This window comes from Streptomyces sp. NPDC000075, from assembly GCF_040301925.1.
GTDB classification, from domain to species: domain Bacteria; phylum Actinomycetota; class Actinomycetes; order Streptomycetales; family Streptomycetaceae; genus Streptomyces; species Streptomyces polychromogenes.
Genome location: NZ_JBEPFL010000020.1, coordinates 60,889 through 85,004, shown reverse-complemented (window position 1 = coordinate 85,004; position 24,116 = coordinate 60,889). Strand labels below are relative to the sequence as shown.

Here is a 24,116-nt window from a genome sequence, read left to right as displayed (position 1 = left end):
TGGAACTCCGGTACTACCGGGCGGTACCGGGGCTCAGTCCTTGCGGCCGGTCGCGGCGACGGCGACCCCGAGGCCGATCATCGTGAGCCCGCCCACTCCGCCGACGAGGGAGAGCCGGCGCGGCGATCCGGCGAACCAGCTCCGGGTCGTGGCGGCGACGAGCCCCCACACGCTGTCGGAGACGATCGCGATCAGGTTGAAGACGAGGCCGAGAAGGAGCATCTGGAGGACGACCCCGCCCCGCTCCCGGTCGACGAACTGCGGCAGCACCGCCGCGAAGAAAACGATGGTCTTGGGGTTGGCCACACCGACCACGAACCCCTCCCCCAGGGTCCGCAGCGCGCCGTGCGCGGCCGGGGCCGTCCCCGCGAGGGCCGCGTGCAGGGATCCGCGCCGGCGCACGGCCTTGACGCCCAGGTACACCAGGTAGGCGGCGCCGGTCAGCTTCAGCGCCGTGAAGACGAGGACCGAGCGCTCGACGACGGACCCGACCCCGAGGGCCACGGCCACGACGAGGACGTACGCCCCGAGCGTGTTCCCGGCGACGGTCGTCAGCGCGGCCCGGCGGCCCTGCGCGAGGGCCCGGCCGATCACGAAGAGCACGCTCGGGCCGGGGATCACGATCAGCAGGAACGACATGGCCGCGAAGGCCAGCAGTCTGTCGGTGGACACCATGCGTCCATGTAAACCGAGCCCGGTCCGCCCCCGCAGCCCCTTTTCCCCGCGGGCCGCCGTACGCCCGCGCCCGGCGCCCGCCCTCCCGGATCAGACCCGGGGCAGCGACTCCGCTTCCAGCCCGCCCTCGATCGCGAGGATGCGGTGCAGCCGGGTCGCGACGAGCAGCCGCTGCATCCGGTCGGGCACCCCGCGCAGGACCAGCCGCCGGCCGGTCCGGCCGGCCCGCCGGTGGGCTCCCATGATCACGCCGAGTCCGGTCGCGTCCCAGGAGTCGAGTCCGGTCAGGTCGAGCACGAGGTCGCCGTGGCCGTCGTCGAGGGCGGTGTGGAGGGCCGTACGGGCGTCCGCCGCGCTGCGCACGTCGAGGCGGCCCCCGACAGCGAGTTCGGCGTGGTCGCCCCTGATGTGCATATGTGCTCCCCGGCTGTACTGCGTGCGTGTGGTCCGACGGGTCCCCGGTCGGCTCGTGCCTCGACTCTTCGTCGACTCGTTCGTCGACCCGCGCGCCGAGTCGTGCGTCGGCGGCTCGTGCGTCGGCCCGTGGTCGGCAACTCTCACCGCAACTGACTGTCGCGCGGGCGGTGAAGTTGCCGACCGTGAGCGAACCGATACCTAATTCACCCCGTAGGGTGCGGGGATTCGAACGTCCGTGCTCAGTGCTTGTAGAAGCCCTGGCCGCTCTTGCGGCCGATGTCGCCCGCGTCGACCATGCGGCGCATGAGCTCCGGCGGCGCGAACTTCTCGTCCTGCGACTCGGTGTAGATGTTGCTGGTGGCGTGCAGCAGGATGTCCACGCCCGTGAGGTCGGCGGTGGCCAGCGGGCCCATCGCGTGGCCGAAGCCCAGCTTGCAGGCGATGTCGATGTCCTCGGCGGAGGCCACGCCCGATTCGTAGAGCTTCGCGGCCTCGACGACGAGGGCGGAGATCAGTCGGGTGGTGACGAAACCGGCGACGTCGCGGTTGACGACGATGCAGGTCTTGCCGACGGACTCGGCGAACGCGCGGGTGGTGGCGAGGGTTTCGTCGCTCGTCTTGTAGCCGCGGACCAGCTCGCAGAGCTGCATCATCGGGACGGGCGAGAAGAAGTGCGCGCCGACGACCCGCTCCGGGCGCTTGGTGACCGCCGCGATCTTGGTGATCGGGATGGCGGAGGTGTTGGAGGCGAGGACGGTGTCCTCGCGGACCAGGTCGTCGAGGGTGCGGAAGATCTCGTGCTTGACCTCGATCTTCTCGAAGACGGCCTCGACGACGATGTCCACGTCGGCGACCGCGTCGAAGTCGGTGGTCGTGGTGATGCGCGCGAGGGCCGCCTCGGCGTCCTCGGCCGTCATCTTGCCCTTGGAGACGAACTTGTCGTACGAGGCCTTGATCCCGTCGGTGCCCCGGGTCAGCGCGGCGTCGGTGACGTCCCGCAGGACGACGTCCCAACCCGCCTGAGCGGAGACCTGAGCGATCCCGGAACCCATCAGTCCCGCGCCGATGACGGCGAGCTTCCCAGCCACTGCACACCCCTCGTTGTTCTCAGTACGACCGGCCTCGTAGCCTCTCCGGCGGAGACTAGCGTCCGTGAGGGGCCTAGTGACCGTGAAGTAACACGCGTCACGTCTCAGATGACGGACATCACACTGACACGGCCCAGCAGTGCACGGGCCGCCCGCAGTTGGCCCGCACTACGCTGGCGGCATGGTGAACCTCACGCGCATCTACACCCGCACCGGCGACCAGGGCACGACCGCCCTGGGTGACATGAGCCGGACGCGGAAGACGGACCTGCGGATCTCCGCGTACGCCGACGCCAACGAGGCCAACGCCGCCATCGGGACGGCGATCGCGCTGGGCTCGCTGCCGGAGGAGGTCGTCAAGGTCCTGGTCCGCGTGCAGAACGACCTGTTCGACGTCGGCGCCGACCTGTGCACCCCGGCCGTCGAGGACCCGCAGTACCCGCCGCTGCGGGTGGAGCAGTTCTACATCGACCGGCTGGAGGCGGACTGCGACGTCTTCAACGAGCGGCTGGAGAAGCTGCGCAGCTTCATCCTCCCGGGCGGCACCCCCGGGGCGGCCCTGCTGCACCAGGCCTGCACGGTGGTCCGCCGGGCCGAGCGCTCGACGTGGGCGGCGCTGGAGGCGTACGGCGAGGTGATGAACCCCCTGACGGCCACCTATCTCAACCGCCTGTCCGACCTCCTGTTCATCCTGGCCCGCACGGCCAACAAGGAGGCCGGCGACGTCCTCTGGGTCCCGGGCGGCGAACGCTAGACCGTCCCCCCTAGGGGCGGTTTCCGGCCAGGTCGGACTCCTTGTCCGCGCCGGTGCCCGCCGGGGCCTTGCGCGGCCAGACCGAGTAGGTCGCGGCGATCAGCGCCTGGATGCCGAGCACCCGCAGGGCGGCGAACTGCCACGACCGGAGGCCGCCGGTGTCCGCCGTGGCGCCGACGTACCAGATCGCGCCCTGGAGGAGGGCGACCGCGACGGCGGCGCCGGCCAGGGTGCGGGCCCACAGCTTCCACTCGTGGACCGCCCGGTCCCGGCCGTACTTCGGGCCGGGCGGCTTCGGGCCCCCGGCGAGACGGTGGGCGGCGTGCCGGTCGAGCCATCGCACGGTGTAGTGGCCGTACCCGACGGTGTACCCGATGTAGAAGGCGGCGACCCCGTGCCGCCAGCTCGGCTCCCCGCCGTTCTTCAGGTCGACGACCCCGACGACGAGCAGCACCAGCTCCAGCAGCGGCTCGCACAGCAGGAGCGCGGCCCCCAGCCGAGGCATTCCGGCCAGGTAGCGCAGCGCCAGCCCGCCGGCCAGCAACACCCAGAACGCGACCTCACAGGCGATGATCAGCGCGACGAGCACGTCCCGCCTCCCTTCCTCTCGCTTCCCCTCGCGGTTCCCCTCGCGGTTCCCCTCCAGCGTCGCGGCCGCCGGGCCCGGATTCCTCGTCACCGGTGACGAAACCCGGCTGCACCCTTCGATGTAGCGACGGCTCCGCCCCGGTACCGAGGCCGCGCCGCCCGGCAGCGTGTTGGATGGGACCGTGACCCCCGCGATCCCCCGCCCCCGCCGTGACGACGTCCTGATCGCGGTGATCAGCACCCTCACCGGTCTCCTGCTGTGGTCGCTCGGGGTCCACAGCACCGGCCCCGGGGGCACCGGATACCGGCACCACCTGCCCGCCTGGGCGGCGCTGGTCCCGATGGTGGCGGTCGGCGCCATGGAGCTGCTGCGCCGCACCTCGCCCCGCGTCACCCTGCCCGTCGGCACCCTCGCGGTGATCGCCGACCAGTTCACGGTGGGCAGCATCGCCACGGTGGTGATGTTCACCGACCTGATGTACGCGGCCGTCGTCTACGGCACGCCCTCCATGGCCCGGCGCCTGCCCGTCAGCACCGGGCTGATCACGGTCGTCGTCACCATCGCGACCCTGGCCTGGCTGCGCTCCCCGCAGGCCCTGATGATCGGCGTGCTCACCGGGATCGTCTGCTTCGCCCCGGCCCTGACCGGCGTGACCCTGCGCAACCACCGCGAGGCCGCCGAGTCCGCCCGGCTGCGCGCCGAGCAGACTGCGCTGCTGGCGGAGATGGACCGGACGCAGGCGGTGACCGCCGAGCGCGCCCGGATGGCCCGCGAGCTGCACGACATGGTGGCCAACCACCTCTCCGCCATCGCCATCCACTCCACCGCGGCACTCTCCATCGACACCCCCGCCACCAGCCGCGAGGCCCTCGGCGTGATCCGGGAGAACAGCGTCGAGGGGCTGGCCGAGATGCGCAGGCTGATCGGGCTCCTGCGCGACGCCGGGGCCGGACAGGAGGCCGCGCCGGTGCCGTCGCTGGACGGGCTGGAGGCCCTGCTCGGGCAGGCCCGGACCAACGGGGCCGCGAGCGGGCTGGACTTCGTGCTGGACGACGCGCGCCCGGCCGGGCGGCCGCCGCTGCCGGCTCCGGTGGAGCTGGCGGCGTACCGGATCGTGCAGGAGTCGCTGACCAACGCCCTCAAGCACGCGGCCCCCGGCACGGTCGCGGTGCGGCTGGCCCGGCGCGACGGACTGCTGACGGTGGGGGTGGACTCGCCGTACGGGGACCGGCCGGGCCCGCGCGCGCCGGGCTCCGGGGCGGGGCTGGTCGGCATGCGCGAACGGACGGAACTGCTCGGCGGTACGTTCGCGGCGGGCCCACTGGGGCCCGTCTGGCAGGTACGGGCGGAGCTGCCCGCGGCGGAGGGAACGGTGGCGGAGTGAGCATCAGGGTCGTGGTGGCCGAGGACCAGCGGGCGGTGCGGGCCGGGCTGGTGCTGATCCTGCGCAGCGCGGGTGACGTCGAGGTGGTCGGGGAGGCGGCCGACGGCGAGGAGGCGGTGCGCCTGGCCCGCGAGCTGCGGCCGGATCTCGTCCTCATGGACGTGCAGATGCCGCTGCTCGACGGGGTCGAGGCCACCCGCCGGGTGGTCGCGGAGGGGCTGGCCGACGTGCTCGTGCTGACCACCTTCGACCTCGACGAGTACGTGTTCGGGTCGTTGCGGGCGGGGGCGGCGGGGTTCCTGCTGAAGGACGCGGACGCGGCGGAGCTGATCACGGCGGTGCGGACGGTGGCGCGCGGCGAGGGGCTGATCGCGCCGGCGGTGACGCGCCGGCTGATCGCCGAGTTCGCCGCGCCGAAGGCGGTACGGGCTCCCGTGCGCCCGGAGGCGGCCGCGGCGGTGGAGTCGCTGACCCGGCGCGAGCGGGAGGTGCTGGGGGCGCTGGGCTCGGGTCTGTCGAACGCGGAGATCGCCGTCCGGCTGGAGATGGCGGAGGCCACGGTGAAGACCCACGTCAGCAGGGTGCTGGCGAAGCTGGAGCTGCGCAGCCGGGCCCAAGCGGCGGTACTGGCCCGGGAGTTGGGGATCGAGTCGGCCTCGTGAGGGGAGGTCTGGACCTCTTGACGCTTGGTACAGACCTTTCTAGTCTCACCGCATCACTGTGGTGAGCGTGCCATGACAAAGATCGCTTCCGGCGTGCTCACGGGCGGCGCAGGTCCCATCCCCGGTGCCGGTCGGCCCTCCGACCGGCACGGACCTACGGAGGAGCACCCTTGAGCACAGCACCCCCACGACGCATCCCCCTCTTCAGGAGGCTGGCCGCCACCGCGGCCGCCCTCGCCCTGCCCGTCGCCGGCCTCATCGGCCTGGCCGGGCCCGCGCAGGCCGCCGCCTCCGCGACCGCCACCTACACCAAGGTCTCCGACTGGGGCACCGGGTTCGAGGGCAAGTGGACGGTGAAGAACACCGGCACCACCACCCTCAGCAGCTGGACCGTCGAATGGGACTACCCGGCCGGCACCCAGGTCACCTCGGCCTGGGACGCCACCGTCACCAGCTCCGGCACCCACTGGACCGGCAAGAACGTCGGCTGGAACGGCACCCTCGCCCCCGGCGCCACCATCAGCTTCGGCTTCAACGGCAGCGGCCCCGGCGCCCCCTCGGGCTGCAAGGTCAACGGCGGATCCTGTGAGGGCGGCACCACCCCGACCGACAACCCGCCCTCGGCCCCCGGCACCCCCACGGCCGGCGGCCTCACGGAGACGGCCGTGACCGTCTCCTGGCCGGCGGCCACCGACGACAAGGGCGTCAAGAACTACGACGTCCTCCGCGACGGCGCCAAGGTGGCCACCGTCACCGGCACCACCTACACCGACAGCGGCCTGACCAAGGGCACCACCTACACCTACACGGTCACCGCCCGCGACACCGCCGACCAGACCGGCCCCGCCTCCGCCCCCCTCTCCGTCACCACCCCGGGCGGCGGCACCGACCCCGGTCCGGGCCCCGGCCCCGACCCGGGCGCCAAGGTCAAGCTGGGCTACTTCACCGACTGGGGCGTCTACCAGCGCAACTACCACGTGAAGAACCTGGTCACCTCCGGCACCGCCGCGAAGATCACCCACATCAACTACGCCTTCGGCAACGTCCAGAACGGCAAGTGCACCATCGGCGACTCCTACGCCGACTACGACAAGGCCTACACCGCCGACCAGAGCGTCGACGGCGTCGCCGACACCTGGGACCAGCCCCTGCGCGGCAACTTCAACCAGCTCCGCAAGCTGAAGGCCAAGTACCCGAACATCAAGGTCGTCTACTCCTTCGGCGGCTGGACCTGGTCCGGCGGCTTCGGCCAGGCCGCCCAGAACCCGGCCGCCTTCGCCCAGTCCTGCTACGACCTCGTCGAGGACCCCCGCTGGGCGGACGTCTTCGACGGCATCGACATCGACTGGGAGTACCCGAACGCCTGCGGCCTGTCCTGCGACACCAGCGGCGCCGCCGCCTTCAAGAACCTGATGTCGGCCCTGCGCGCCAAGTTCGGCTCCTCCAACCTGGTCACCGCCGCCATCTCCGCCGACGGCTCCAACGGCGGCAAGCTCGACCTCGCGGACTACGCGGGCGCGGCCCCGTACGTCGACTTCTACAACGTGATGACGTACGACTTCTTCGGCGCGTGGGACGCCAAGGGCCCCACCGCCCCGCACTCCCCGCTGACCTCCTACACCGGGATCCCGATCGCCGGCTTCAACTCCGAGGCCGCCATCACCAAGCTCAAGGGCAAGGGCATCCCCGGCGCCAAGCTCAACCTCGGCATCGGCTTCTACGGCCGCGGCTGGACCGGCGTCACCCAGGACGCCCCCGGCGGCACCGCCACCGGGCCCGCCCCGGGCACCTACGAGCAGGGCATCGAGGACTACAAGGTCCTCAAGACCAGCTGCCCCACCACCGGCACCGTCGCCGGCACCGCCTACGCCAAGTGCGGAAGCAACTGGTGGAGCTACGACACCCCCGCCACCATCGCCGGGAAGATGACCTGGCTGAAGAACCAGGGGCTCAAGGGGGCCTTCTTCTGGGAGTTCAGCGGCGACACGGCCAACGGTGAGCTCGCCAACGCCATCCACACCGGCCTGCGGTAGGCGCACACGACGAAGCCGGGAAGACGGGTCCGCCCCCGTCTCCCCGGCTTCTTCCACGGCTGTGGAACGTCAGGCGACGTTCACCCTCTGCCCGGGAGGCGCCGCCTCCAGCCAGGCCAGGAATCCCGTCAGCGCGTCCTCGCTCATCGCCAGCTCCAGGCGCGTCCCCTGGTGGGAACAGCCGAGCACGACGGAGTCGGACAGCAGGGCCAGCTCCTCCTCGCCCTCCGGCGCACGGCGGGCGAGCACCTCGATGGAGGAACGCTCCAGCAGCCGGCGCGGCCGCGGCGAATAGCTGAACACGCGGAACCACTCGATGCGGTCACCGCTGTAGCGGGCGACCCCGTAGACCCACCCCTTGCCGGAGACGTCGGGCTCCTCGGCCACGCCCCAGCGCAGGCTGCAGTCGAAGGTCCCGCCGGAGCGCTGGATCAGTCTGCGGCGCAGCCCGAACACGAACAGCCCGATCACCACCAGGGCTACGACCAGGCCGCTCACAAGCAGAGCGAGGAGCATCTTCACCGACCTCCTCGCTCATCGAAAACCGCACAAACAAAAAGTACGTACATCGCCTCAGCCGCGGACCCGCTCCGGAAAATTCCGGAACGGACCGCGGCTGAGGTTTCAAGCTCTTCGGTACGGGGCTCAGTGCCCCGCGACCGCACGCAGCCGGACATCGGCGCGACGTTCGGCGGCCGCGTCAGCGTCCGCCTTCGCGCGCTCCAGTGCCCGCTCCGCCCGCTGGACGTCGATCTCGTCCGCGAGCTCGGCGATCTCGGCCAGCAGGGACAGCTTGTTGTCCGCGAACGAGATGAAACCGCCGTGCACCGCGGCGACGACCGTGCCGCCATCGCTGGTACGGATGGTCACCGGGCCCGATTCCAGCACACCGAGAAGCGGCTGGTGACCGGGCATGACGCCGATGTCGCCGGACGTGGTGCGGGCGACGACCAGGGTGGCCTCGCCGGACCAGACATTGCGGTCCGCCGCGACCATCTCGACGTGCAGCTCAGCAGCCAAGGTGGCTCCTCGGGTCACCACCCGGCGGGTCCGCCGGGTGTTGGGTCAAATTCTAATGGGCGTGGAGAGAGGGGCGGGACGCACCCGCCCCTCTCCTGCGGAGCGTCAGGAGACGCCCAGCTCCTTGGCGTTGGCCTTCAGGTCCTCGATGCCACCGCACATGAAGAACGCCTGCTCGGGGAAGTGGTCGTACTCACCGTCGCAGATCGCGTTGAACGCGGCGATCGACTCGTCGAGCGGAACGTCCGAACCGTCCACGCCGGTGAACTGCTTGGCGACGTGGGTGTTCTGCGACAGGAAGCGCTCGACACGACGGGCACGGTGGACAACGAGCTTGTCCTCCTCGCCCAGCTCGTCGATACCGAGGATCGCGATGATGTCCTGGAGGTCCTTGTACTTCTGGAGGATCCCCTTGACGCGCATGGCCGCGTTGTAGTGGTCCGCCGCGATGTAGCGGGGGTCCAGGATGCGGGACGTGGAGTCCAGCGGGTCCACGGCCGGGTAGATGCCCTTCTCGGAGATCGGACGGGAGAGAACCGTCGTCGCGTCGAGGTGGGCGAAGGTGGTCGCCGGCGCCGGGTCGGTGAGGTCGTCGGCGGGGACGTAGATCGCCTGCATGGAGGTGATCGAGTGACCACGGGTCGAGGTGATGCGCTCCTGGAGGAGACCCATCTCGTCGGCCAGGTTCGGCTGGTAACCCACCGCGGAGGGCATACGGCCGAGCAGGGTCGACACCTCGGAACCGGCCTGGGTGTACCGGAAGATGTTGTCGATGAAGAAGAGGACGTCCTGCTTCTGCACATCGCGGAAGTACTCCGCCATGGTCAGACCGGCCAGGGCGACGCGCAGACGGGTGCCCGGGGGCTCGTCCATCTGGCCGAAGACCAGCGCGGTCTTGTCCAGAACGCCGGAGTCCGACATCTCCTCGATGAGGTCGTTGCCTTCACGGGTACGCTCACCGACGCCCGCGAACACCGACACACCGTCGTGGTTGTTGGCGACGCGGTAGATCATTTCCTGGATCAGAACGGTCTTGCCGACACCGGCACCACCGAACAGACCGATCTTTCCACCCTTGACGTACGGGGTGAGGAGGTCGATGACCTTGACGCCGGTCTCGAACATCTCGGTCTTCGACTCGAGCTCGTCGAAGTTCGGGGCCTTGCGGTGGATCGCCCAGCGCTCGCCGACCTCGGCGTTCGCCTCGGGGTAGTTCAGCACCTCACCGAGGGTGTTGAACACCTTGCCCTTGGTGAAGTCACCGACGGGGACGGTGATGCCCTCGCCCGTGTCGGTCACCGGGGCCTGGCGGACCAGACCGTCGGTGGGCTGCATGGAGATGGTGCGGACCATGCCGTCACCCAGGTGCTGGGCGACCTCGAGGGTCAGCGTCTTGAGCGCGCCGTCCTCGGCCGGGTCGGCGACCTGGACCTTCAGCGCGTTGTAGATGTCGGGCATCGCGTCGACGGGGAACTCCACGTCGACGACCGGGCCGATGACCCGGGCGATGCGGCCCGTGGCAGCGGCCGTCTCAACAGAGGTCGTCATTACTTGTCACTCCCCGCGGTCGCGTCGGCCATGGCGCTCGCGCCACCGACGATCTCGCTGATTTCCTGGGTGATTTCGGCCTGGCGGGCCGCGTTGGCAAGCCGGGAGAGGCTCTTGATGAGGTCCCCGGCGTTGTCGGTCGCCGACTTCATCGCACGGCGGCGGGCGGCGTGCTCGGAAGCAGCGGCCTGCAGCAGCGCGTTGTAGACGCGGCTCTCGACGTAGCGCGGCAGAAGGGCGTCGAGGACGTCCTCCGCCGACGGCTCGAACTCGAACAGCGGAAGGATCTCGCCCTTCGCGCCGTCCTCCTCCGCAGCCTTCTCGAGGCTGAGCGGCAGCATCCGGCCGTCGACCGCGTTCTGCGTCATCATCGACACGAATTCCGTGAAGACGATGTGCAGTTCGTCGACGCCGCCGTCGGCCGTCTCCGTCTGGATGGCCTCGATCAGCGGCGCCGCGACGCGCTTGGCGTCGGCGTAGGCCGGGCTGTCGGTGAAGCCGGTCCACGAGTCCGTGACCTTGCGCTCACGGAAGCCGTAGTAGGCCACGCCCTTGCGGCCGACGATGTAGGTGTCGACCTCCTTGCCCTCAGCGCGCAGCCGCTCGGTGAGCCGGTCGGCCTGCTTGATGGCGTTCGAGGAGTAGCCGCCGGCCAGACCGCGGTCGCTCGTGATGAGCAGGACCGCGGCGCGGGTCGGCGCCTCGACCTCGGTGGTCAGGGCGTGCTTGGTGTTCGAACCGGTCGCCACCGCGGTCACCGCACGGGTGAGCTCGGTCGCGTACGGCATCGACGCCGCCACCTTGCGCTGCGCCTTGACGATGCGCGAGGCGGCGATCATCTCCATCGCCTTGGTGATCTTCTTGGTCGCCGTGATGGCACGGATGCGACGCTTGTAGACCCGGAGCTGCGCTCCCATGAGTCAGGTCCCTTCCGTCGTCACTTGGAGACGTTGACGGCCGGAACGTCCTCGCCCAGGAGCTTGCCGTCCGAGGTCTCGAACTGCCGCTTGAAGCCGGCGATGGCGTCCGCGATGGAGGACAGGGTGTCGTCCGACATCTTGCCGCCGTCGGCGATGGAGGTGAGGAGGTCCTTGCGCTCGCGGCGCAGGTGCTCCAGCAGCTCCGACTCGAAGCGGCGGATGTCCTCGACCGGGACGTCGTCCATCTTGCCGGTGGTGCCGGCCCAGACGGAGACGACCTGCTCCTCGACCGGCATCGGCTGGTACTGGCCCTGCTTCAGGAGCTCCACCATGCGCTTACCGCGCTCGAGGGAGGCCTTCGACGCGGCGTCCAGGTCGGAACCGAAGGCGGCGAACGCCTCCAGCTCGCGGTACTGGGCCAGGTCGACACGGAGGCGGCCGGAGACCTGCTTCATGGCCTTGTGCTGGGCCGAGCCACCGACGCGGGAGACCGAGATACCGACGTTCAGGGCCGGGCGCTGACCGGCGTTGAACAGGTCGGACTCCAGGAAGCACTGGCCGTCGGTGATGGAGATGACGTTGGTCGGGATGAACGCCGAGACGTCGTTGGCCTTGGTCTCGACGATCGGCAGACCGGTCATCGAGCCGGCACCCATGTCGTCGGAGAGCTTCGCGCAGCGCTCCAGCAGACGGGAGTGCAGGTAGAAGACGTCACCCGGGTAGGCCTCACGGCCCGGCGGGCGGCGCAGCAGCAGCGACACGGCGCGGTAGGCGTCGGCCTGCTTCGACAGGTCGTCGAAGATGATCAGGACGTGCTTGCCGGCGTACATCCAGTGCTGGCCGATGGCGGAACCGGTGTACGGCGCCAGGTACTTGAAGCCGGCCGGGTCGGACGCCGGGGCGGCGACGATCGTCGTGTACTCGAGCGCGCCGGCCTCTTCCAGGGCGCCGCGCACGGACGCGATGGTCGAGCCCTTCTGGCCGATGGCGACGTAGATGCAGCGGACCTGCTTGTTCACGTCGCCCGAGCGCCAGTTGTCGCGCTGGTTGATGATCGTGTCGACGGCCAGGGCGGTCTTGCCGGTCTGGCGGTCACCGATGATCAGCTGACGCTGGCCACGGCCGATCGGCACCATCGCGTCGACGGCCTTGTAGCCGGTCTGCATGGGCTCGTGCACCGACTTACGGACCATGACGCCCGGGGCCTGCAGCTCGAGGGCGCGGCGGCCCTCGGTCGCGATCTCGCCGAGGCCGTCGATCGGGTTGCCGAGCGGGTCGACAACGCGGCCGAGGTAGCCCTCACCGACGCCTACGGAGAGAACCTCACCGGTGCGCTGCACCGGCTGGCCCTCCTCGATACCGCTGAACTCGCCGAGGACGATCGCACCGATCTCGCGCTCCTCGAGGTTGAGGGCGAGACCGAGGGTGCCGTCCTCGAACTTCAGCAGCTCGTTCGCCATGGCGGAGGGCAGGCCCTCCACCTTCGCGATGCCGTCGCCGGCAACGCTGACCGTTCCGACCTCCTCGCGCGAGGCCGCGTCCGGCTGGTACGACTGGACAAAGGTCTCCAGTGCGTCCCGGATCTCCTCCGGCCGGATCGTGAGCTCCGCCATCTGGGTTCCCTGCTCTCCTTGTTGGGCCTGAAGCTTCTTAGGGGTCTGGGGGCGACCCCCAGGAATCTTCTGCAAGTTCTGCACGGCCCAACCGGGCCGCTAGGAATGCTTTGTATCTGTGTGCTGGCGGCTGGTCAGCCGGCCATGCGGCGGGACGCCTCTTCGATGCGCTCCGCGATGGTGCCGTCGATGACCTCGTCGCCGACCCGCACCGAGATCCCGCCGAGGACCGCGGGGTCCACGTCGAGGTTCAGGTGCATCTGGCGGCCGTACAGCTTGGCCAGCACCGCGCCGAGACGCTGCTTCTGCGCGTCGCTGAGCGGGACCGCGCTGGTCACGGTGGCGACCATGCGGTCACGGCGCGCGGCGGCGAGCGTCGAGAGGGACTCGAGTCCCCCCTCAAGGCTACGTCCACGCGGGTGCGTGACGAGACGGACGACCAGGCGCTCGGTGACGGCGTTCACCTTGCCGCCGAGCAGGCTGCGGAGCAGCTCGCCCTTGGCGGTGGCGGTGGCGGCACGGTCGGTCAGCGCGGAACGCAGTTCGGTGTTCGAGGCGACGATCCGGCCGAACCGGAACAGCTCGTCCTCGACGCCGTCGAGCGCACCGGCCTGCTGGGCGGCGGTGAGGTCGGCGGTGGCCGCCAGCTCCTCCAGCGCGTCCACCAGGTCACGGGACTGCGACCAGCGGGACCGGGCCATGCCGGACACCAGGTCGAGGGTCTCCCCGCCGACCTGGCCGGACAGCAGCCGGCCGACCAGCTCGGCCTTGGCCTCGCCGGACTGCGCCGGGTCCGTGATGACCCGACGCAGCGAGACCTCACGGTCGAGCAGCGCGGTGACGGCTGCCAGCTCACCGGCGAGCTTCGGCGCGTCGACGGACGTGTTGTCCGTCAGCGCGTCGAGACGCTCGCGCGCGGAGGCCAGCGCCTCGCGGCTCGCTCCGTTCATCGGGCCGCCTCGGCCTTCTCCTCGAGCTCGCTGAGGAAGCGGTCGATGGTGCGGCTCTGCCGGGCGACGTCCTCGAGGGACTCGCCGACGAGCTTGCCGGCCAGGTCGGTGGCGAGCTTGCCGACGTCCTGGCGCAGCGCCTGAGAGGCGGCCTTGCGGTCTGCGGCGATCTGGGCGTGACCGGCAGCGATGATCTCCTCACGCTGCCGCTGGCCCTCTGCGCGCAGTTCTTCCTTGAGCGCAGTGCCCTGCTCCAGCGCTTCCTGGCGCAGGCGCGCGGCCTCGTGCCGGGCCTCGGCGAGCTGGGCCTTGTACTGCTCCAGCACGCTCTGGGCCTCGGTCTGAGCGGCCTCAGCCTTCTCGATACCGCCCTCGATGGCCTCGCGACGCTCGTCCAGAACCTTGTTGATGTTCGGGAGGAGCTTCTTCGAGAGGAAACCGAAGACGATGACGAAGGCGATCAGACCGATGACGAGCTCGGGGATCGGCGGGAAGAGCGGATTCTCCGTCTCTGCCGCGAGAACCATGAGGTTCACATCAGTGCCTTTCGTCTAATGGGCTGTTCGTCGAGGACCGAGGATCAGGAGCTCGGGTAGACGAACGGCATGACCAGACCGATCAGGGCGAGCGCCTCACAGAAGGCGAAGCCGAGGATCTGGTTGGCGCGGATCAGACCGGCAGCCTCGGGCTGGCGGGCGAGGGCCTGGGTGCCGTTACCGAAGATGATGCCGACGCCGACGCCGGGGCCGATGGCCGCGAGACCGTAACCAACGGAGCTGAGGGAGCCGGTGACGGCGGCAAGGGTCTGGGACATGCCAGTTCTTCCTTCTCTTTCACGGACCGGTGGGGGTTGGCCACCGGACGAATACGGGGGGCTGAGCGGGGGCGGGCCTGGCTCAGTGGTGCTCGGCGACCGCGCCCTGGATGTAGCTGCAGGCCAGGAGGACGAAGACGTACGCCTGGACGGCCTGGATGAAGAGCTCGAAGGCGGTCATCACGATGACCATCACGAACGACACGCCGGCGTAGGCGATACCGATGCCGTTCAGCAGGTACCAGCTGGCGATCGTGAAGAGCAGCAGCAGGGTGTGGCCGGCGAACATGTTCGCGAACAGTCGGACCGCGTGGGTGAACGGGCGCACCAGGACGTTCGAGAAGAACTCGATGACCATGACGAGCGGCAGGACGCCGCCGAGGCTCTTGTCGTAGCCGGTGAGGTTCTTCAGGCCACCGATGAAGCCGTGGCGCTTGAAGGTCAGCGGCAGCCACACGACGTAGACCGACAGGGCCAGGATCGCCGGGTACGCGATGATCGAGGTCACCGGGAACTGGGCCACGGGGACGATCGACCAGACGTTCAGGATCCAGACGAAGAAGAACAGCGAGACCATGAAGGGGACGTACTTCTCGCCCTCCTTCTTGCCGAGCGTCTCGTAGACGATGCCGCGGCGCACGAAGTCGTAGCCGGCCTCGCCGACCATCTGGAGCTTGCCGGGGACGAGCTTCGGCTTGGCGAAGGCGGCCCAGAAGAAGGCCACGATGATGATCGAGCCCAGGAGGGCCAGCAGCATCGGCTTGTTGAAGTAGACGCTGGTCAGACCAGCTTCGCCCCACAGCGGCTCGAAGAGGAACGAGTGCAGGCCCGGGCCGGGGAAGCCACATCCCGAGAAGATGTGACAGTCGGTCTCGAAGGCGAGGACCTGCGTCGGGTCAGCACTCACCGCGGGCTCCTTCAGCGTGGCGCATAGGTAGGGCAACCTCATCGTGTCGGCGCGGCGCACGGCCGCGGTTCGGCACTGGACTGGTGTAACGGGTGTGGGGGCGGCAGTCAGGCATCGAGCCTCGCGATGGACCAGGCGTCAGCTCAGATGCCCGTGCCCGCAGTGCCGCAGTTTGAACCGGACGATAGCAGCATCTCGAACGCACACTTATCCCGGCCCTACCCTTCACGGCTTCGACCCCGGATTTCCGGGCTTTTCCCCGTTGGTCGAGTCGGGCTCGACGTAAAGGATCTTGGCCTTCATGTGAGCACGCGTCTGGGCGCCGATCCACACGAGGGTGGTGGCGACGAGCGTGATCGCGAAGGCGCGGGGGTGGAACAGCGTCGTGTTCTTGAACACGGCGAGAAAGACGAAGAGCAGCAGGATCTGAGCCGCGTAGAGCATGAGGCCCATGGCCTGGAACAGATGCGGCAGGGATTTCGCCGTCCGCTGCAGCACGACGAATCCGATACCCATGAACAGGATCACGACCACGGTCGCGACGATCGAGCCGACGGCCCCCTTGCCGCCGACGACCAGACCGCTGATCACGGCGGCGACGGCGCCGGCGGCAGCGGTGGGTACGGCGGTTTGCAGCAGGGATCGGACGTCGTTAGACCGCATGGCGGTTTGCTCCGCGTGGTGGTGGGGGCACGGACTCGTACGGGAACTCGTACGGGGACGAGCGTAAGCCCGGTCCGAGTGATCGCCTCGGGCCAATGGACCGTCGCACTACGGTCCTTCGGCTCTGTCGCCGGGTTTAGTGAACGGTATCACAAACTATTTGATGAGAGCTTTACCTGTGCGGTGTGCTGACTGTCACACATGAGGGCTAATCCGCCCGTGTGTGCAAGACAGAGCGGCAGCTTGTCTGGTAAAGGACGCCCATGTCGGACATGCGCCCGGCGCGTCAGCGTGCCGAACCGGCCTTACGCCGGTCGGGGAAGCGCGAACGGGGGCCTACCGCTGTCGCTCCGTTGACGCCGGACACCCCGGCCGCGATCGGCCGCGCCGGCGCCGGCTCGGTCCCCTCGTCCTCGCGCACCGCCGCCTCGGCCGCGGCCTCCGCCGCCCGCCTGGCGTGCCGGTAGCGCGGCGGTACGAGCCCCTCGGCCCAGCGCGGGGCACGCGGGGTGAACCGCGGCAGCAGGAGCAGGACGAGTCCCAGGGCGCTCAGCGCGGCGATGGCGAGGACGATCCACATCGAGGCGGAATTGACCGAATAGGCCACCGCTCCGAAGGCGATCAGACCCGACCAGAAATACATGATGAGTACGGCGCGGCTGTGGGAATGCCCGAGTTCCAGGAGCCGGTGGTGCAGGTGACCGCGGTCGGCGGCGAAGGGCGACTGGCCCTTCCAGGTGCGCCGCACGACGGCCAGGACGAGGTCCGCCATCGGGATCGCGATGATCGTCAGCGGCAGCAGCAGCGGGATGAAGACCGGCAGCATCGCGTGCGTGGCGTTGCGCTCACCGCCCACGAAGAGGGCCATGGTGTCGGGGTCCACCTGCCCGGTGATCGAGATGGCCGAGGCGGCCAGCACCAGGCCGATCAGCATCGACCCGGAGTCGCCCATGAAGATCCGCGCGGGGTGCATGTTGTGGGGCAGGAAACCCAGGCACATGCCCATCAGGATCGCGGCGAAGAGCGTCGCGGGGGCGGCCGCCTCGATGCCGTAGCCGAACCAGATCCGGTAGGCGTAGAGGAAGAACGCGCAGGTGGCGATGCAGACCATGCCCGCCGCCAGACCGTCGAGCCCGTCGACGAAGTTCACCGCGTTGATGGTGATCACCACCAGGGCCACGGTGAGCAGGGTGCCCTGCCACTGGGTCAGCGCGACCGTGCCGATGCCCGGAACCGGAATCCACAGGATGGTCAGGCCCTGGATGACCATCACACCGGCGGCGATCATCTGGGCGCCGAGCTTGATGAGCGCGTCCAGCTCGAACTTGTCGTCGAGGACGCCGACGAGCCAGATCAGGGCGGCGCCCGAGAGCAGGGCTCTGGGTTCGTTGGAGCGTTCGAAGACTCCGTTGAGGTTCTGCAGGTGGTCGGCGATCAGCAGGCCCGCGCACAGTCCGCCGAACATGGCGATGCCGCCCAGCCGGGGGGTCGGCTCGCGGTGCACGTCGCGGGCGCGGATCTCCGGCATCGCGCCCGCCGCGATCGCGAACTTCCGGACGGGCCCGGTCAGCAGGTAGGTCACCGCGACCGTGACGCAAAGCGTCAGCAGATATTCACGCACTGGCTGCCCCAGATGTATCGCCGGCCATCTCAGCCCCACACATTAGCCGCGATGTACACGGGGACGAGGACGCGCGGAGTCCTCGTTCCGGTTGCACTACGGGAGCCTCGTCCCGGTTACACCCCGTACGGGGGAAATCGCCCGGCCAGCTCGGTGACCTCGGCACGCGCCGCGGCCACGTCCCCGCCGCGCAGCGCGGCGGCGAACAGCTCGGCGATCCGGGCCATCTCGGGCTCCCCCATGCCCTGCGTGGTCACCGCCGCGGTGCCCAGCCGGACGCCGCGCTGGTCCCCGTACGGCAGGGCGCAGGTGTCCAGGACGATCCCGGCGGCGGCCAGCCGCCCGCGCGCGGCCGGCCCGTCGACGCCGAGTGGTGCGGGGTCGGCGCTGATCAGGTGGGTGTCGGTGCCGCCGGTGGTCACGCCCAGGCCGTGCGCCCGCAGGGCCTCGGCGAGGGCGCGGGCGTTGGCGACGACCTTGTGGGCGTAGCGGGTGAAGGCCGGGTCGGCCGCCTCCCCGAAGGCCACCGCCTTGGCGGCGATGGTGTGCATCTGGGCGCCGCCCTGGGTGAAGGGGAACACCGCCCGGTCGACGCGCTCGGCGAACTCGGCCCCGCACAGCACCATCCCGCCGCGCGGGCCGCGCAGCACCTTGTGCGTGGTCGCGCAGACCACGTCCGCGTAGGGCACCGGGCTCGGCGCGGCCCCTCCGGCGACCAGCCCGATGGGATGGGCCGCGTCCACGACCAGATACGCCCCGACCTCGTCGGCGATCTCCCGGAAGGCCGAGTACTCCAGGTGCCGGGGGTAGGAGATGGAGCCGCAGACGATCGCTTTCGGCCGGTGCACGCGGGCGAGCCGCTGCACCTGCTCGTAGTCGACGAGCCCGGTCCGGGCGTCGACCCCGTACCCGACGAAGTCGAACCAGCGGCCGGAGAAGTTGGCGGGCGAGCCGTGCGTGAGGTGACCGCCGTAGGCGAGCCCCATGGCCAGAACGGTGTCCCCGGGCCGCAGCAGCGCGGCGTAGGCGGCGAGGACTGCGGAGGAACCCGAGTGCGGCTGCACGTTGGCGTGCTCGACGCCGAACAGCGCCCTGGCCCGCTCCTGCGCCACCCGCTCGGCGAGGTCCGCGTACTCGCAGCCGCCGTGGTGGCGGGCGCCCGGGTAGCCCTCGGCGTACTTGTTGGCGAGCGGTGAGCCCAGCGCGGCGAGCACGGCGGTGGAGGTGAAGTTCTCGGCGGCGCTCAGCTGGAGCGTGGTGGCCTGGCGCTGCCGCTCCCCGTCGAGGATGTCGGCCAGCTGCGGATCCCGCGCCCGCAGCACGTCCGTGGCCAGCTCAGTGGTGACGCTCATGGCGCGACTCCCGCGCAGTGGGGGTACCGGTACCAGCCACTGTAGGCCGGACCCCGCGTTCACGCCTTGCGGCGCCCGTGCCCCCGGAGGGGGTCAGCGCGGAGGCGTGACACCCGTCAGCGCGGTGACCACGGGGTCGAGCGCCTGGTTGATCTCGTCGCCGATCGACCGGAAGAAGGTGATGGGCGCCCCGTACGGGTCGTACACCTCGTCGGCGTCGGCGGAGGGTGCCAGCAGCCAGCCCCGCAGCGCGGCGGCGGCCCGCACCAGGGCACGGGCCCGTTCGGCCATCCCGTCGTCGAGCGGCGGCAGGGTGGCCGGGTCTATGGCCCGCACCAGCCGGGTGAACTCCTTCAGGGTGAAGGTCCGCAGTCCCGCCGAGTGGCCCATGGAGATGACCTGCGCCCGGTGGTCGCGCGTGGCGGTCAGCACCAGGTCGGCCCGTATGACGTGCTCGTCGAGCAGCTCGCGCCCGGTGAACCCGGACGCGTCCGCGCCGAAGTCCGCCAGCACGGCCGCCGCGTTGGCCTCCATCGGCGCGCCCTCGTGGCCCCAGGTGCCCGCGCTCTCCACGATCAGGTCGCCGGCGGCCAGCCCCAGCGCGCCCAGACGGTGCGCCAGCGCGTGCCGCGTCAGCCGCTCGGTGATCGGCGAGCGGCACACGTTCCCGGTGCTGACGTGGAGTATGCGGAAGGTGTCTCCCTTGGCTATGCCACGCCCCTGAGGGCTCACGGAGCCACCTCGAGGTCGGGGACGACCTCCCGCAGCTGCGCGGCGGTCAGCGCGCCCTCGCGCAGCAGCACGGGACCCTTCCCGGTGACGTCGACGATCGACGAGGGAAGGGTGCTCGGGGTCGGACCGCCGTCCAGGTAGACGGAGACGGAGTCGCCCAGCATCGCGCGGGCCGCGTCGCAGTCCTCCGGCGCGGGGTGCCCGGACAGGTTCGCCGAGGACACGGCCATGGGGCCGACCTCGGTCAGCAGCTCGATCGCGACGGGGTGCAGGGGCATGCGCACGGCCACGGTCCCCCGGGTCTCCCCCAGGTCCCAGGCCAGCGACGGCTGGTGCCTGGCGACGAGGGTGAGCCCGCCCGGCCAGAAGGCGTCGACGAGTTCCCAGGCCTGCTCGGAGAAGTCCGTGACGAGGCCGTGCAGGGTGTTCGGGGAACCGATGAGCACCGGGGTGGGCATGTTGCGGCCACGGCCCTTGGCGGCGAGCAGGTCGCCGACGGCCTCGGCGCTGAAGGCGTCCGCGCCGATCCCGTACAGGGTGTCGGTGGGCAGCACGACGAGCTCTCCGCGGCGCACGGCGGAGGCCGCTTCACGCAGGCCCGTCTTGCGGTCCGTCGCGTCGTTGCAGTCGTATCGCCGGGCCATCAGCGGGCCTCCTCGTGCAGCGGGGTGGTGTCGTGGGCGGTCGGGGTCGCGGCGGTCACGGCATGGCCTTGCGGGCGGTCGCGAAGCGCGGGCGGTTGTTCAGGTCGGGGTGGTCGGCGGCGTCGGCCCAGCCCCGTTCGTCGGCGAAGATCCACGGCACCTGGCCGCCCTGGGTGTCGGCGTGCTCGATCACGACGATGCCGCCGGGCCGCAGCAGCCGGTGGGCGGTGCGCTCGATGCCGCGGATGGTGTCGAGGCCGTCCTCGCCGGAGAACAGCGCCATCTCGGGGTCGTGGTCGCGGGCCTCGGGGGCGACGTACTCCCACTCGGTGAGCGGGATGTACGGCGGGTTGGAGATGACGAGGTCGACCTGGCCGTCCAGCTCGGGCAGCGCGGTCAGGGCGTCACCCTGGTGGACGGTGACCCGGGAGCCCTCGGCGTTCTTGCGGGTCCAGCGCAGGGCGTCCTCGGACAGCTCCACGGCGTGCACGCGCGAGCGCGGCACCTCCTGGGCCATGGCGAGGGCGATGGCGCCGGAGCCGGTGCACAGGTCCACGATCAGCGGCTCGACCACGTCCATGGCCCGGACGGCCTGTATGGCCCAGTCCACGACCGACTCGGTCTCGGGCCGGGGCACGAACACCCCGGGGCCGACCTGGAGCTCCAGGTAGCGGAAGAAGGCGCGGCCGGTGATGTGCTGGAGCGGCTCGCGCGCCTCGCGGCGGGCGACGGCCTCCCAGTAGCGGGCGTCGAAGTCCGCGTCCTTGACGTGGTGCAGTTCCCCCCGCTTGACGCCGTGCACGAAGGCCGCGAGCTCCTCCGCGTCGAAACGCGGTGAGGGCACGCCGGCGGCGGCCAGCCGCTGGGTGGCCTGGGCCACCTCGGCAAGCAGCAAGTTCACGCTGGTCCTCCGGGCTGCTGTCATGGGGGTCCCCCCTGCTCGGGCGAGGCCGAGAGCGTGGGGGAGGGGGGTGCGGGGATCGTCAGTGCGCGGCCGCGAGCTTGGCCGCGGAGTCGGTGTCGACGCAGGCCTGGATGACCGAATCGAGGTCGCCGTCGAGCACCTGGTCCAAGTTGTACGCCTTGAAACCGGTGCGGTGGTCCGAGATCCGGTTTTCCGGGAAGTTGTACGTACGGATCTTCTCGGAACGGTCCACGGTGCGCACCTGGCTGCGGCGCACGTCGGAGGCCTCCTGCTCGGCGGCCTCCTGGGCGGCGGCCAGCAGGCGCGAACGCAGGATGCGCATGGCCTGCTCCTTGTTCTGGAGCTGGCTCTTCTCGTTCTGGCAGGAGGCGACCACGCCGGTCGGGAGGTGCGTGATGCGCACGGCCGAGTCGGTGGTGTTGACGGACTGGCCGCCGGGGCCGGAGGAGCGGTACACGTCGATACGCAGGTCGTTCGGGTTGATCTCGACCTCGACCTCCTCGGCCTCCGGGGTGACGAGGACGCCGGCGGCGGAGGTGTGGATGCGGCCCTGGGACTCGGTGGCGGGGACGCGCTGGACGCGGTGGACGCCGCCCTCGTACTTCATCCGGGCCCACACGCCCTGGCCGGGCTCGGTGGCGCCGTTGCCGCCCTTGGTGCGGACGGAGACCTGGACGTCCTTGTAGCCGCCGAGCTCGGACTCGGTGGAGTCGATGATCTCGGTCTTCCAGCCGACGCGCTCGGCGTAGCGCAGGTACATGCGCAGCAGGTCGCCCGCGAAGAGCGCGGACTCGTCGCCGCCGGCGCCGGCCTTGATCTCCAGGAGCACGTCCTTGTCGTCGCTGGGGTCGCGCGGGACGAGCAGCAGGCGGAGCTTCTCGGTGAGCTCCTCGCGCTGCGCGCTCAGTTCCTTGACCTCGGCGGCGAAGTCGGGGTCGTCGGCCGCCAGCTCCTTGGCCGTCTCGATGTCCTCGGCCGACTGCTTCCAGGCACGGAAGGTCGCCACGATCGGGGTCAGCTCCGCGTAGCGCTTGTTCAGCTTGCGCGCGTTCGCCTGATCGGCGTGGACCGAAGGGTCGGCGAGCTTCGTCTCGAGGTCGGCGTGCTCGCCGACCAGGTCCTCGACCGCTTCGAACATCGGATGCTCCTGGGGTGAAAAGCGAAAAATTGGGCTGGGCGGGCTGAACGACGACAAAGGCGCCGGTCCGGCCGCCCCCGCGTGATCAGGGGGCGGCCGGTGACCGGCGCCTGGGTCGCGCTACTTCTTGGCCGCACCCTTGCCGAAGCGGGCCTCGAAGCGGGCCACACGGCCACCGGTGTCGAGGATCTTCTGCTTGCCCGTGTAGAACGGGTGGCACTCGGAGCAGACCTCGGCACGGATGGTGCCCTCGGTCAGGGTGCTACGGGTGGTGAACGACGCGCCACAGGTGCAGCTGACCTGGGTCTCGACGTACTCGGGGTGAACATCGCGCTTCAAGGTGTCTCCTAGATTCGGGAGGGCGCCGGGTCGCAGGAGCCGAATTGCGCACTGCGTGAACCGGGGCCGACAGACCAGTCTGCCAGGACCGGGCCGCCTGTCAAAATTCTCGGAACGCTCCCCTCAACGGGGTGGGCGCGGTATCTATTCCTGCCGGGTCCCGGCAGGGAAAGTGCTACTGGACGATCGAGCCCGCGGTGCTCTTGTCGCCGTTGGAGTGCTCGGTGGCCGCGGCGGGGATGGGCTGCTCGGCCAGCAGGGCGTCCCAGACCATCTTGCACTCCTTGGGCAGGATGGCGACACGGTCCTTGTCGAGCGGGTCCTGGGTCACCGGGAGGGTGATCATGTGCATGTTCTCGGCACTGATGCCCTGGAGGCCCTGGGCGAAGCTGGCGAGGGACTTCACGTCGCCGAGCGCCTTGTCGGTGGTGATCGCCTTGGTGGCGGAGTCGGCGAGGCCGTAGAGCTTCTTCGGGCTGTCGAACACCCCGACGCCCTTGACCTGCTTGATCAGCGCCTTGATGAAGGCCTGCTGGAGCTGTATTCGGCCGAGGTCGCCGCCGTCGCCGACGCTCTTGCGCGTGCGGACGAGGCCGAGGGACTGCTCGCCGTTGAGCTTGTGGGAGCCGGCCGGCAGGTCGAGGTGGCTGCCGCTGTCCTTGATCGGCTTGGTGGTCGTGAGCTCGACCCCGCCGAGGTTGTCGATGATCTTCTTGAAGCCGGTGAAGTCGACCTCGATGTAGTGGTCCATGCGGATCCCCGACATCGCCTCGACGGTCTTCACCGCGCAGGCGGCCCCGCCGATGGTGAAGGCCTCGTTGAACTGCGCGCGCTGGCGGGGGGCGCTGTTCTTCCCCTTGCCGATGGGGCAGGCGGGCCGCGGCAGCATCGTGTCGCGCGGGATGGACACCACGCTGGCCTGCTTGTGGCCCTCGTAGAGGTGGATGATCATCGCCGTGTCGGAGCGGGCCGAGCCGCCGTCGTCCGCGCCGTACTCGCCGTTCGCGCCGTCGCGGGAGTCGGAGCCGAGGACGAGGATGTCCATCGAGCCGTTGTCGACGTTCGGCGGGCGGTCCTTGCCCAGCGCCTGGTCGATGTCGACGGTGTGCAGGTTCCCGTTGAGCTTGAAGTAGAACCAGCCGAGGCTGCCGCCGCCCAGCAGAACCACCGCGGCGGCGGTCCAGGCGGCGACTCTGAGGCCCTTGCGGCGCTGCGGCCGCCCCCTGCGCCGACCCCCGCGTACGGCTCGTCGGCCGCGCCCCCTGCTGTCCTCGCTCATGCTCTCCTCAGTCCTGGCTCCGTGGCCCGTCTTCCTTCACTCAGACGGA

At 70.2% G+C, this 24,116-nt stretch carries 26 protein-coding genes; 4 read left to right on the top strand and 22 right to left on the bottom strand.

Going from position 1 to position 24,116, the window contains the following annotated elements:
• Nucleotides 1-33 precede the first annotated feature (33 nt).
• From ABT403_RS23145 to ABT403_RS23135, 3 genes are all read right to left on the bottom strand, one after another.
• Complete coding sequence (locus ABT403_RS23145) at nt 34-675, bottom strand: LysE family translocator (RefSeq protein WP_344165301.1); 642 nt, start codon at nt 673-675, stop codon at nt 34-36.
• 90 nt (nt 676-765) lie between these two features.
• On the bottom strand, nt 766-1,089 hold the full coding sequence (locus ABT403_RS23140; RefSeq protein ID WP_344165298.1) for an STAS domain-containing protein: 324 nt from the start codon (nt 1,087-1,089) through the stop codon (nt 766-768).
• A gap of 242 nt (nt 1,090-1,331) precedes the next feature.
• The gene (locus ABT403_RS23135) at nt 1,332-2,180 is read right to left on the bottom strand and encodes a 3-hydroxyacyl-CoA dehydrogenase family protein (RefSeq protein WP_344165295.1); all 849 of its coding nucleotides are present in this window, start codon (nt 2,178-2,180) and stop codon (nt 1,332-1,334) included.
• 181 nt (nt 2,181-2,361) lie between these two features.
• Between ABT403_RS23135 and ABT403_RS23130 the strand changes: the two genes are divergently transcribed.
• Complete coding sequence (locus ABT403_RS23130; RefSeq protein WP_344165292.1) at nt 2,362-2,934, top strand: cob(I)yrinic acid a,c-diamide adenosyltransferase; 573 nt, start codon at nt 2,362-2,364, stop codon at nt 2,932-2,934.
• 10 nt (nt 2,935-2,944) lie between these two features.
• Here the strand turns inward: ABT403_RS23130 and ABT403_RS23125 are convergent, their stop codons facing one another.
• Nucleotides 2,945-3,523: a hypothetical protein gene (locus ABT403_RS23125; protein WP_344165289.1), complete on the bottom strand. Its 579-nt coding sequence runs from the start codon at nt 3,521-3,523 to the stop codon at nt 2,945-2,947.
• Between the two features lie 181 nt (nt 3,524-3,704).
• On the opposite strand from ABT403_RS23125, the gene ABT403_RS23120 reads away from it, so the two are divergent.
• The 3 genes from ABT403_RS23120 (at nt 3,705) to ABT403_RS23110 (ending at nt 7,602) form a co-directional block, all read left to right on the top strand.
• The gene (locus tag ABT403_RS23120; RefSeq protein ID WP_344165287.1) at nt 3,705-4,907 is read left to right on the top strand and encodes a sensor histidine kinase; all 1,203 of its coding nucleotides are present in this window, start codon (nt 3,705-3,707) and stop codon (nt 4,905-4,907) included.
• Nucleotides 4,904-5,569, top strand: coding sequence for a response regulator (locus ABT403_RS23115; RefSeq protein ID WP_344165284.1), 666 nt, complete (start codon nt 4,904-4,906; stop codon nt 5,567-5,569). The genes ABT403_RS23120 and ABT403_RS23115 overlap by 4 nt, the downstream gene beginning before the upstream one ends.
• 170 nt (nt 5,570-5,739) lie before the next feature.
• Nucleotides 5,740-7,602, top strand: coding sequence for a glycoside hydrolase family 18 chitinase (locus ABT403_RS23110; protein WP_344165281.1), 1,863 nt, complete (start codon nt 5,740-5,742; stop codon nt 7,600-7,602).
• Between the two features lie 69 nt (nt 7,603-7,671).
• Here the strand turns inward: ABT403_RS23110 and ABT403_RS23105 are convergent, their stop codons facing one another.
• The 18 genes from ABT403_RS23105 to ABT403_RS23020 all read right to left on the bottom strand — a co-directional run bounded on the left by ABT403_RS23105 (nt 7,672) and on the right by ABT403_RS23020 (nt 24,067).
• The gene (locus ABT403_RS23105; protein ID WP_211275098.1) at nt 7,672-8,118 is read right to left on the bottom strand and encodes a DUF2550 domain-containing protein; all 447 of its coding nucleotides are present in this window, start codon (nt 8,116-8,118) and stop codon (nt 7,672-7,674) included.
• A 129-nt stretch (nt 8,119-8,247) separates the two neighbouring features.
• Entirely contained in the window at nt 8,248-8,622 is a 375-nt protein-coding gene (locus ABT403_RS23100) for a F0F1 ATP synthase subunit epsilon (RefSeq protein WP_045948891.1), read from the bottom strand.
• A gap of 105 nt (nt 8,623-8,727) precedes the next feature.
• Nucleotides 8,728-10,170 carry a F0F1 ATP synthase subunit beta gene (gene atpD, locus ABT403_RS23095; protein WP_125816351.1) on the bottom strand — a complete coding sequence of 481 codons (1,443 nt, stop codon included), beginning with the start codon at nt 10,168-10,170 and terminating at the stop codon, nt 8,728-8,730.
• A complete protein-coding gene (locus ABT403_RS23090; RefSeq protein ID WP_344165184.1) occupies nt 10,170-11,087 on the bottom strand; it encodes a F0F1 ATP synthase subunit gamma in 918 nt (305 codons plus the stop codon). Before ABT403_RS23090 ends, atpD begins: the two co-directional genes overlap by 1 nt.
• A 20-nt stretch (nt 11,088-11,107) precedes the next feature.
• On the bottom strand, nt 11,108-12,703 hold the full coding sequence (gene atpA / locus ABT403_RS23085; protein ID WP_344165181.1) for a F0F1 ATP synthase subunit alpha: 1,596 nt from the start codon (nt 12,701-12,703) through the stop codon (nt 11,108-11,110).
• A gap of 134 nt (nt 12,704-12,837) precedes the next feature.
• Nucleotides 12,838-13,653, bottom strand: coding sequence for a F0F1 ATP synthase subunit delta (locus ABT403_RS23080; protein WP_344165178.1), 816 nt, complete (start codon nt 13,651-13,653; stop codon nt 12,838-12,840).
• Nucleotides 13,650-14,180 carry a F0F1 ATP synthase subunit B gene (locus ABT403_RS23075; RefSeq protein ID WP_344165175.1) on the bottom strand — a complete coding sequence of 177 codons (531 nt, stop codon included), beginning with the start codon at nt 14,178-14,180 and terminating at the stop codon, nt 13,650-13,652. Before ABT403_RS23075 ends, ABT403_RS23080 begins: the two co-directional genes overlap by 4 nt.
• Before the next feature lie 53 nt (nt 14,181-14,233).
• Nucleotides 14,234-14,467 carry an ATP synthase F0 subunit C gene (atpE, locus tag ABT403_RS23070; RefSeq protein WP_007266589.1) on the bottom strand — a complete coding sequence of 78 codons (234 nt, stop codon included), beginning with the start codon at nt 14,465-14,467 and terminating at the stop codon, nt 14,234-14,236.
• Nucleotides 14,468-14,549: 82 nt separating this feature from the next.
• Nucleotides 14,550-15,374 (bottom strand): F0F1 ATP synthase subunit A, encoded by an 825-nt coding sequence (atpB, locus tag ABT403_RS23065; RefSeq protein WP_344165108.1) that lies wholly within the window; start codon nt 15,372-15,374, stop codon nt 14,550-14,552.
• Nucleotides 15,375-15,599: 225 nt separating this feature from the next.
• A complete protein-coding gene (locus ABT403_RS23060; protein ID WP_344165105.1) occupies nt 15,600-16,037 on the bottom strand; it encodes a Cg1360 family ATP-synthase-associated protein in 438 nt (145 codons plus the stop codon).
• A gap of 286 nt (nt 16,038-16,323) precedes the next feature.
• Nucleotides 16,324-17,658 (bottom strand): MraY family glycosyltransferase, encoded by a 1,335-nt coding sequence (locus tag ABT403_RS23055; RefSeq protein WP_344165102.1) that lies wholly within the window; start codon nt 17,656-17,658, stop codon nt 16,324-16,326.
• A gap of 116 nt (nt 17,659-17,774) precedes the next feature.
• Nucleotides 17,775-19,010, bottom strand: a complete 1,236-nt coding sequence (gene glyA, locus ABT403_RS23050) for a serine hydroxymethyltransferase (RefSeq protein WP_344165099.1) — start codon at nt 19,008-19,010, stop codon at nt 17,775-17,777.
• Nucleotides 19,011-19,103: 93 nt separating this feature from the next.
• Entirely contained in the window at nt 19,104-19,742 is a 639-nt protein-coding gene (locus tag ABT403_RS23045; protein ID WP_344165096.1) for an arsenate reductase/protein-tyrosine-phosphatase family protein, read from the bottom strand.
• Nucleotides 19,739-20,386: an L-threonylcarbamoyladenylate synthase gene (locus ABT403_RS23040; protein ID WP_344165093.1), complete on the bottom strand. Its 648-nt coding sequence runs from the start codon at nt 20,384-20,386 to the stop codon at nt 19,739-19,741. The genes ABT403_RS23045 and ABT403_RS23040 overlap by 4 nt, the downstream gene beginning before the upstream one ends.
• 55 nt (nt 20,387-20,441) lie before the next feature.
• Nucleotides 20,442-21,287: a peptide chain release factor N(5)-glutamine methyltransferase gene (prmC, locus tag ABT403_RS23035; protein WP_042813202.1), complete on the bottom strand. Its 846-nt coding sequence runs from the start codon at nt 21,285-21,287 to the stop codon at nt 20,442-20,444.
• Nucleotides 21,288-21,369: 82 nt separating this feature from the next.
• The gene (gene prfA, locus ABT403_RS23030; protein ID WP_344165089.1) at nt 21,370-22,449 is read right to left on the bottom strand and encodes a peptide chain release factor 1; all 1,080 of its coding nucleotides are present in this window, start codon (nt 22,447-22,449) and stop codon (nt 21,370-21,372) included.
• Between the two features lie 120 nt (nt 22,450-22,569).
• A complete protein-coding gene (rpmE, locus tag ABT403_RS23025; RefSeq protein WP_007266580.1) occupies nt 22,570-22,788 on the bottom strand; it encodes a 50S ribosomal protein L31 in 219 nt (72 codons plus the stop codon).
• A 175-nt stretch (nt 22,789-22,963) separates the two neighbouring features.
• Nucleotides 22,964-24,067: an LCP family protein gene (locus tag ABT403_RS23020; RefSeq protein ID WP_344165082.1), complete on the bottom strand. Its 1,104-nt coding sequence runs from the start codon at nt 24,065-24,067 to the stop codon at nt 22,964-22,966.
• Nucleotides 24,068-24,116: the final 49 nt, after the last annotated feature.

What these genes read in the sequence shown, in the direction of transcription:
- ABT403_RS23145 (WP_344165301.1), bottom strand. Translation starts at nt 675, where the DNA reads ATGGTGTCCACCGACAGACTGCTGGCCTTCGCGGCCATGTCGTTCCTG.
- ABT403_RS23140 (WP_344165298.1), bottom strand. Translation starts at nt 1,089, where the DNA reads ATGCACATCAGGGGCGACCACGCCGAACTCGCTGTCGGGGGCCGCCTC.
- ABT403_RS23130 (WP_344165292.1), top strand. Translation starts at nt 2,362, where the DNA reads ATGGTGAACCTCACGCGCATCTACACCCGCACCGGCGACCAGGGCACG.
- ABT403_RS23105 (WP_211275098.1), bottom strand. Translation starts at nt 8,118, where the DNA reads ATGCTCCTCGCTCTGCTTGTGAGCGGCCTGGTCGTAGCCCTGGTGGTG.
- atpD (WP_125816351.1), bottom strand. Translation starts at nt 10,170, where the DNA reads ATGACGACCTCTGTTGAGACGGCCGCTGCCACGGGCCGCATCGCCCGG.
- ABT403_RS23090 (WP_344165184.1), bottom strand. Translation starts at nt 11,087, where the DNA reads ATGGGAGCGCAGCTCCGGGTCTACAAGCGTCGCATCCGTGCCATCACG.
- atpA (WP_344165181.1), bottom strand. Translation starts at nt 12,703, where the DNA reads ATGGCGGAGCTCACGATCCGGCCGGAGGAGATCCGGGACGCACTGGAG.
- ABT403_RS23080 (WP_344165178.1), bottom strand. Translation starts at nt 13,653, where the DNA reads ATGAACGGAGCGAGCCGCGAGGCGCTGGCCTCCGCGCGCGAGCGTCTC.
- ABT403_RS23075 (WP_344165175.1), bottom strand. Translation starts at nt 14,180, where the DNA reads ATGGTTCTCGCGGCAGAGACGGAGAATCCGCTCTTCCCGCCGATCCCC.
- atpE (WP_007266589.1), bottom strand. Translation starts at nt 14,467, where the DNA reads ATGTCCCAGACCCTTGCCGCCGTCACCGGCTCCCTCAGCTCCGTTGGT.
- ABT403_RS23060 (WP_344165105.1), bottom strand. Translation starts at nt 16,037, where the DNA reads ATGCGGTCTAACGACGTCCGATCCCTGCTGCAAACCGCCGTACCCACC.
- glyA (WP_344165099.1), bottom strand. Translation starts at nt 19,010, where the DNA reads ATGAGCGTCACCACTGAGCTGGCCACGGACGTGCTGCGGGCGCGGGAT.
- ABT403_RS23040 (WP_344165093.1), bottom strand. Translation starts at nt 20,386, where the DNA reads ATGGCCCGGCGATACGACTGCAACGACGCGACGGACCGCAAGACGGGC.
- prfA (WP_344165089.1), bottom strand. Translation starts at nt 22,449, where the DNA reads ATGTTCGAAGCGGTCGAGGACCTGGTCGGCGAGCACGCCGACCTCGAG.
- ABT403_RS23020 (WP_344165082.1), bottom strand. Translation starts at nt 24,067, where the DNA reads ATGAGCGAGGACAGCAGGGGGCGCGGCCGACGAGCCGTACGCGGGGGT.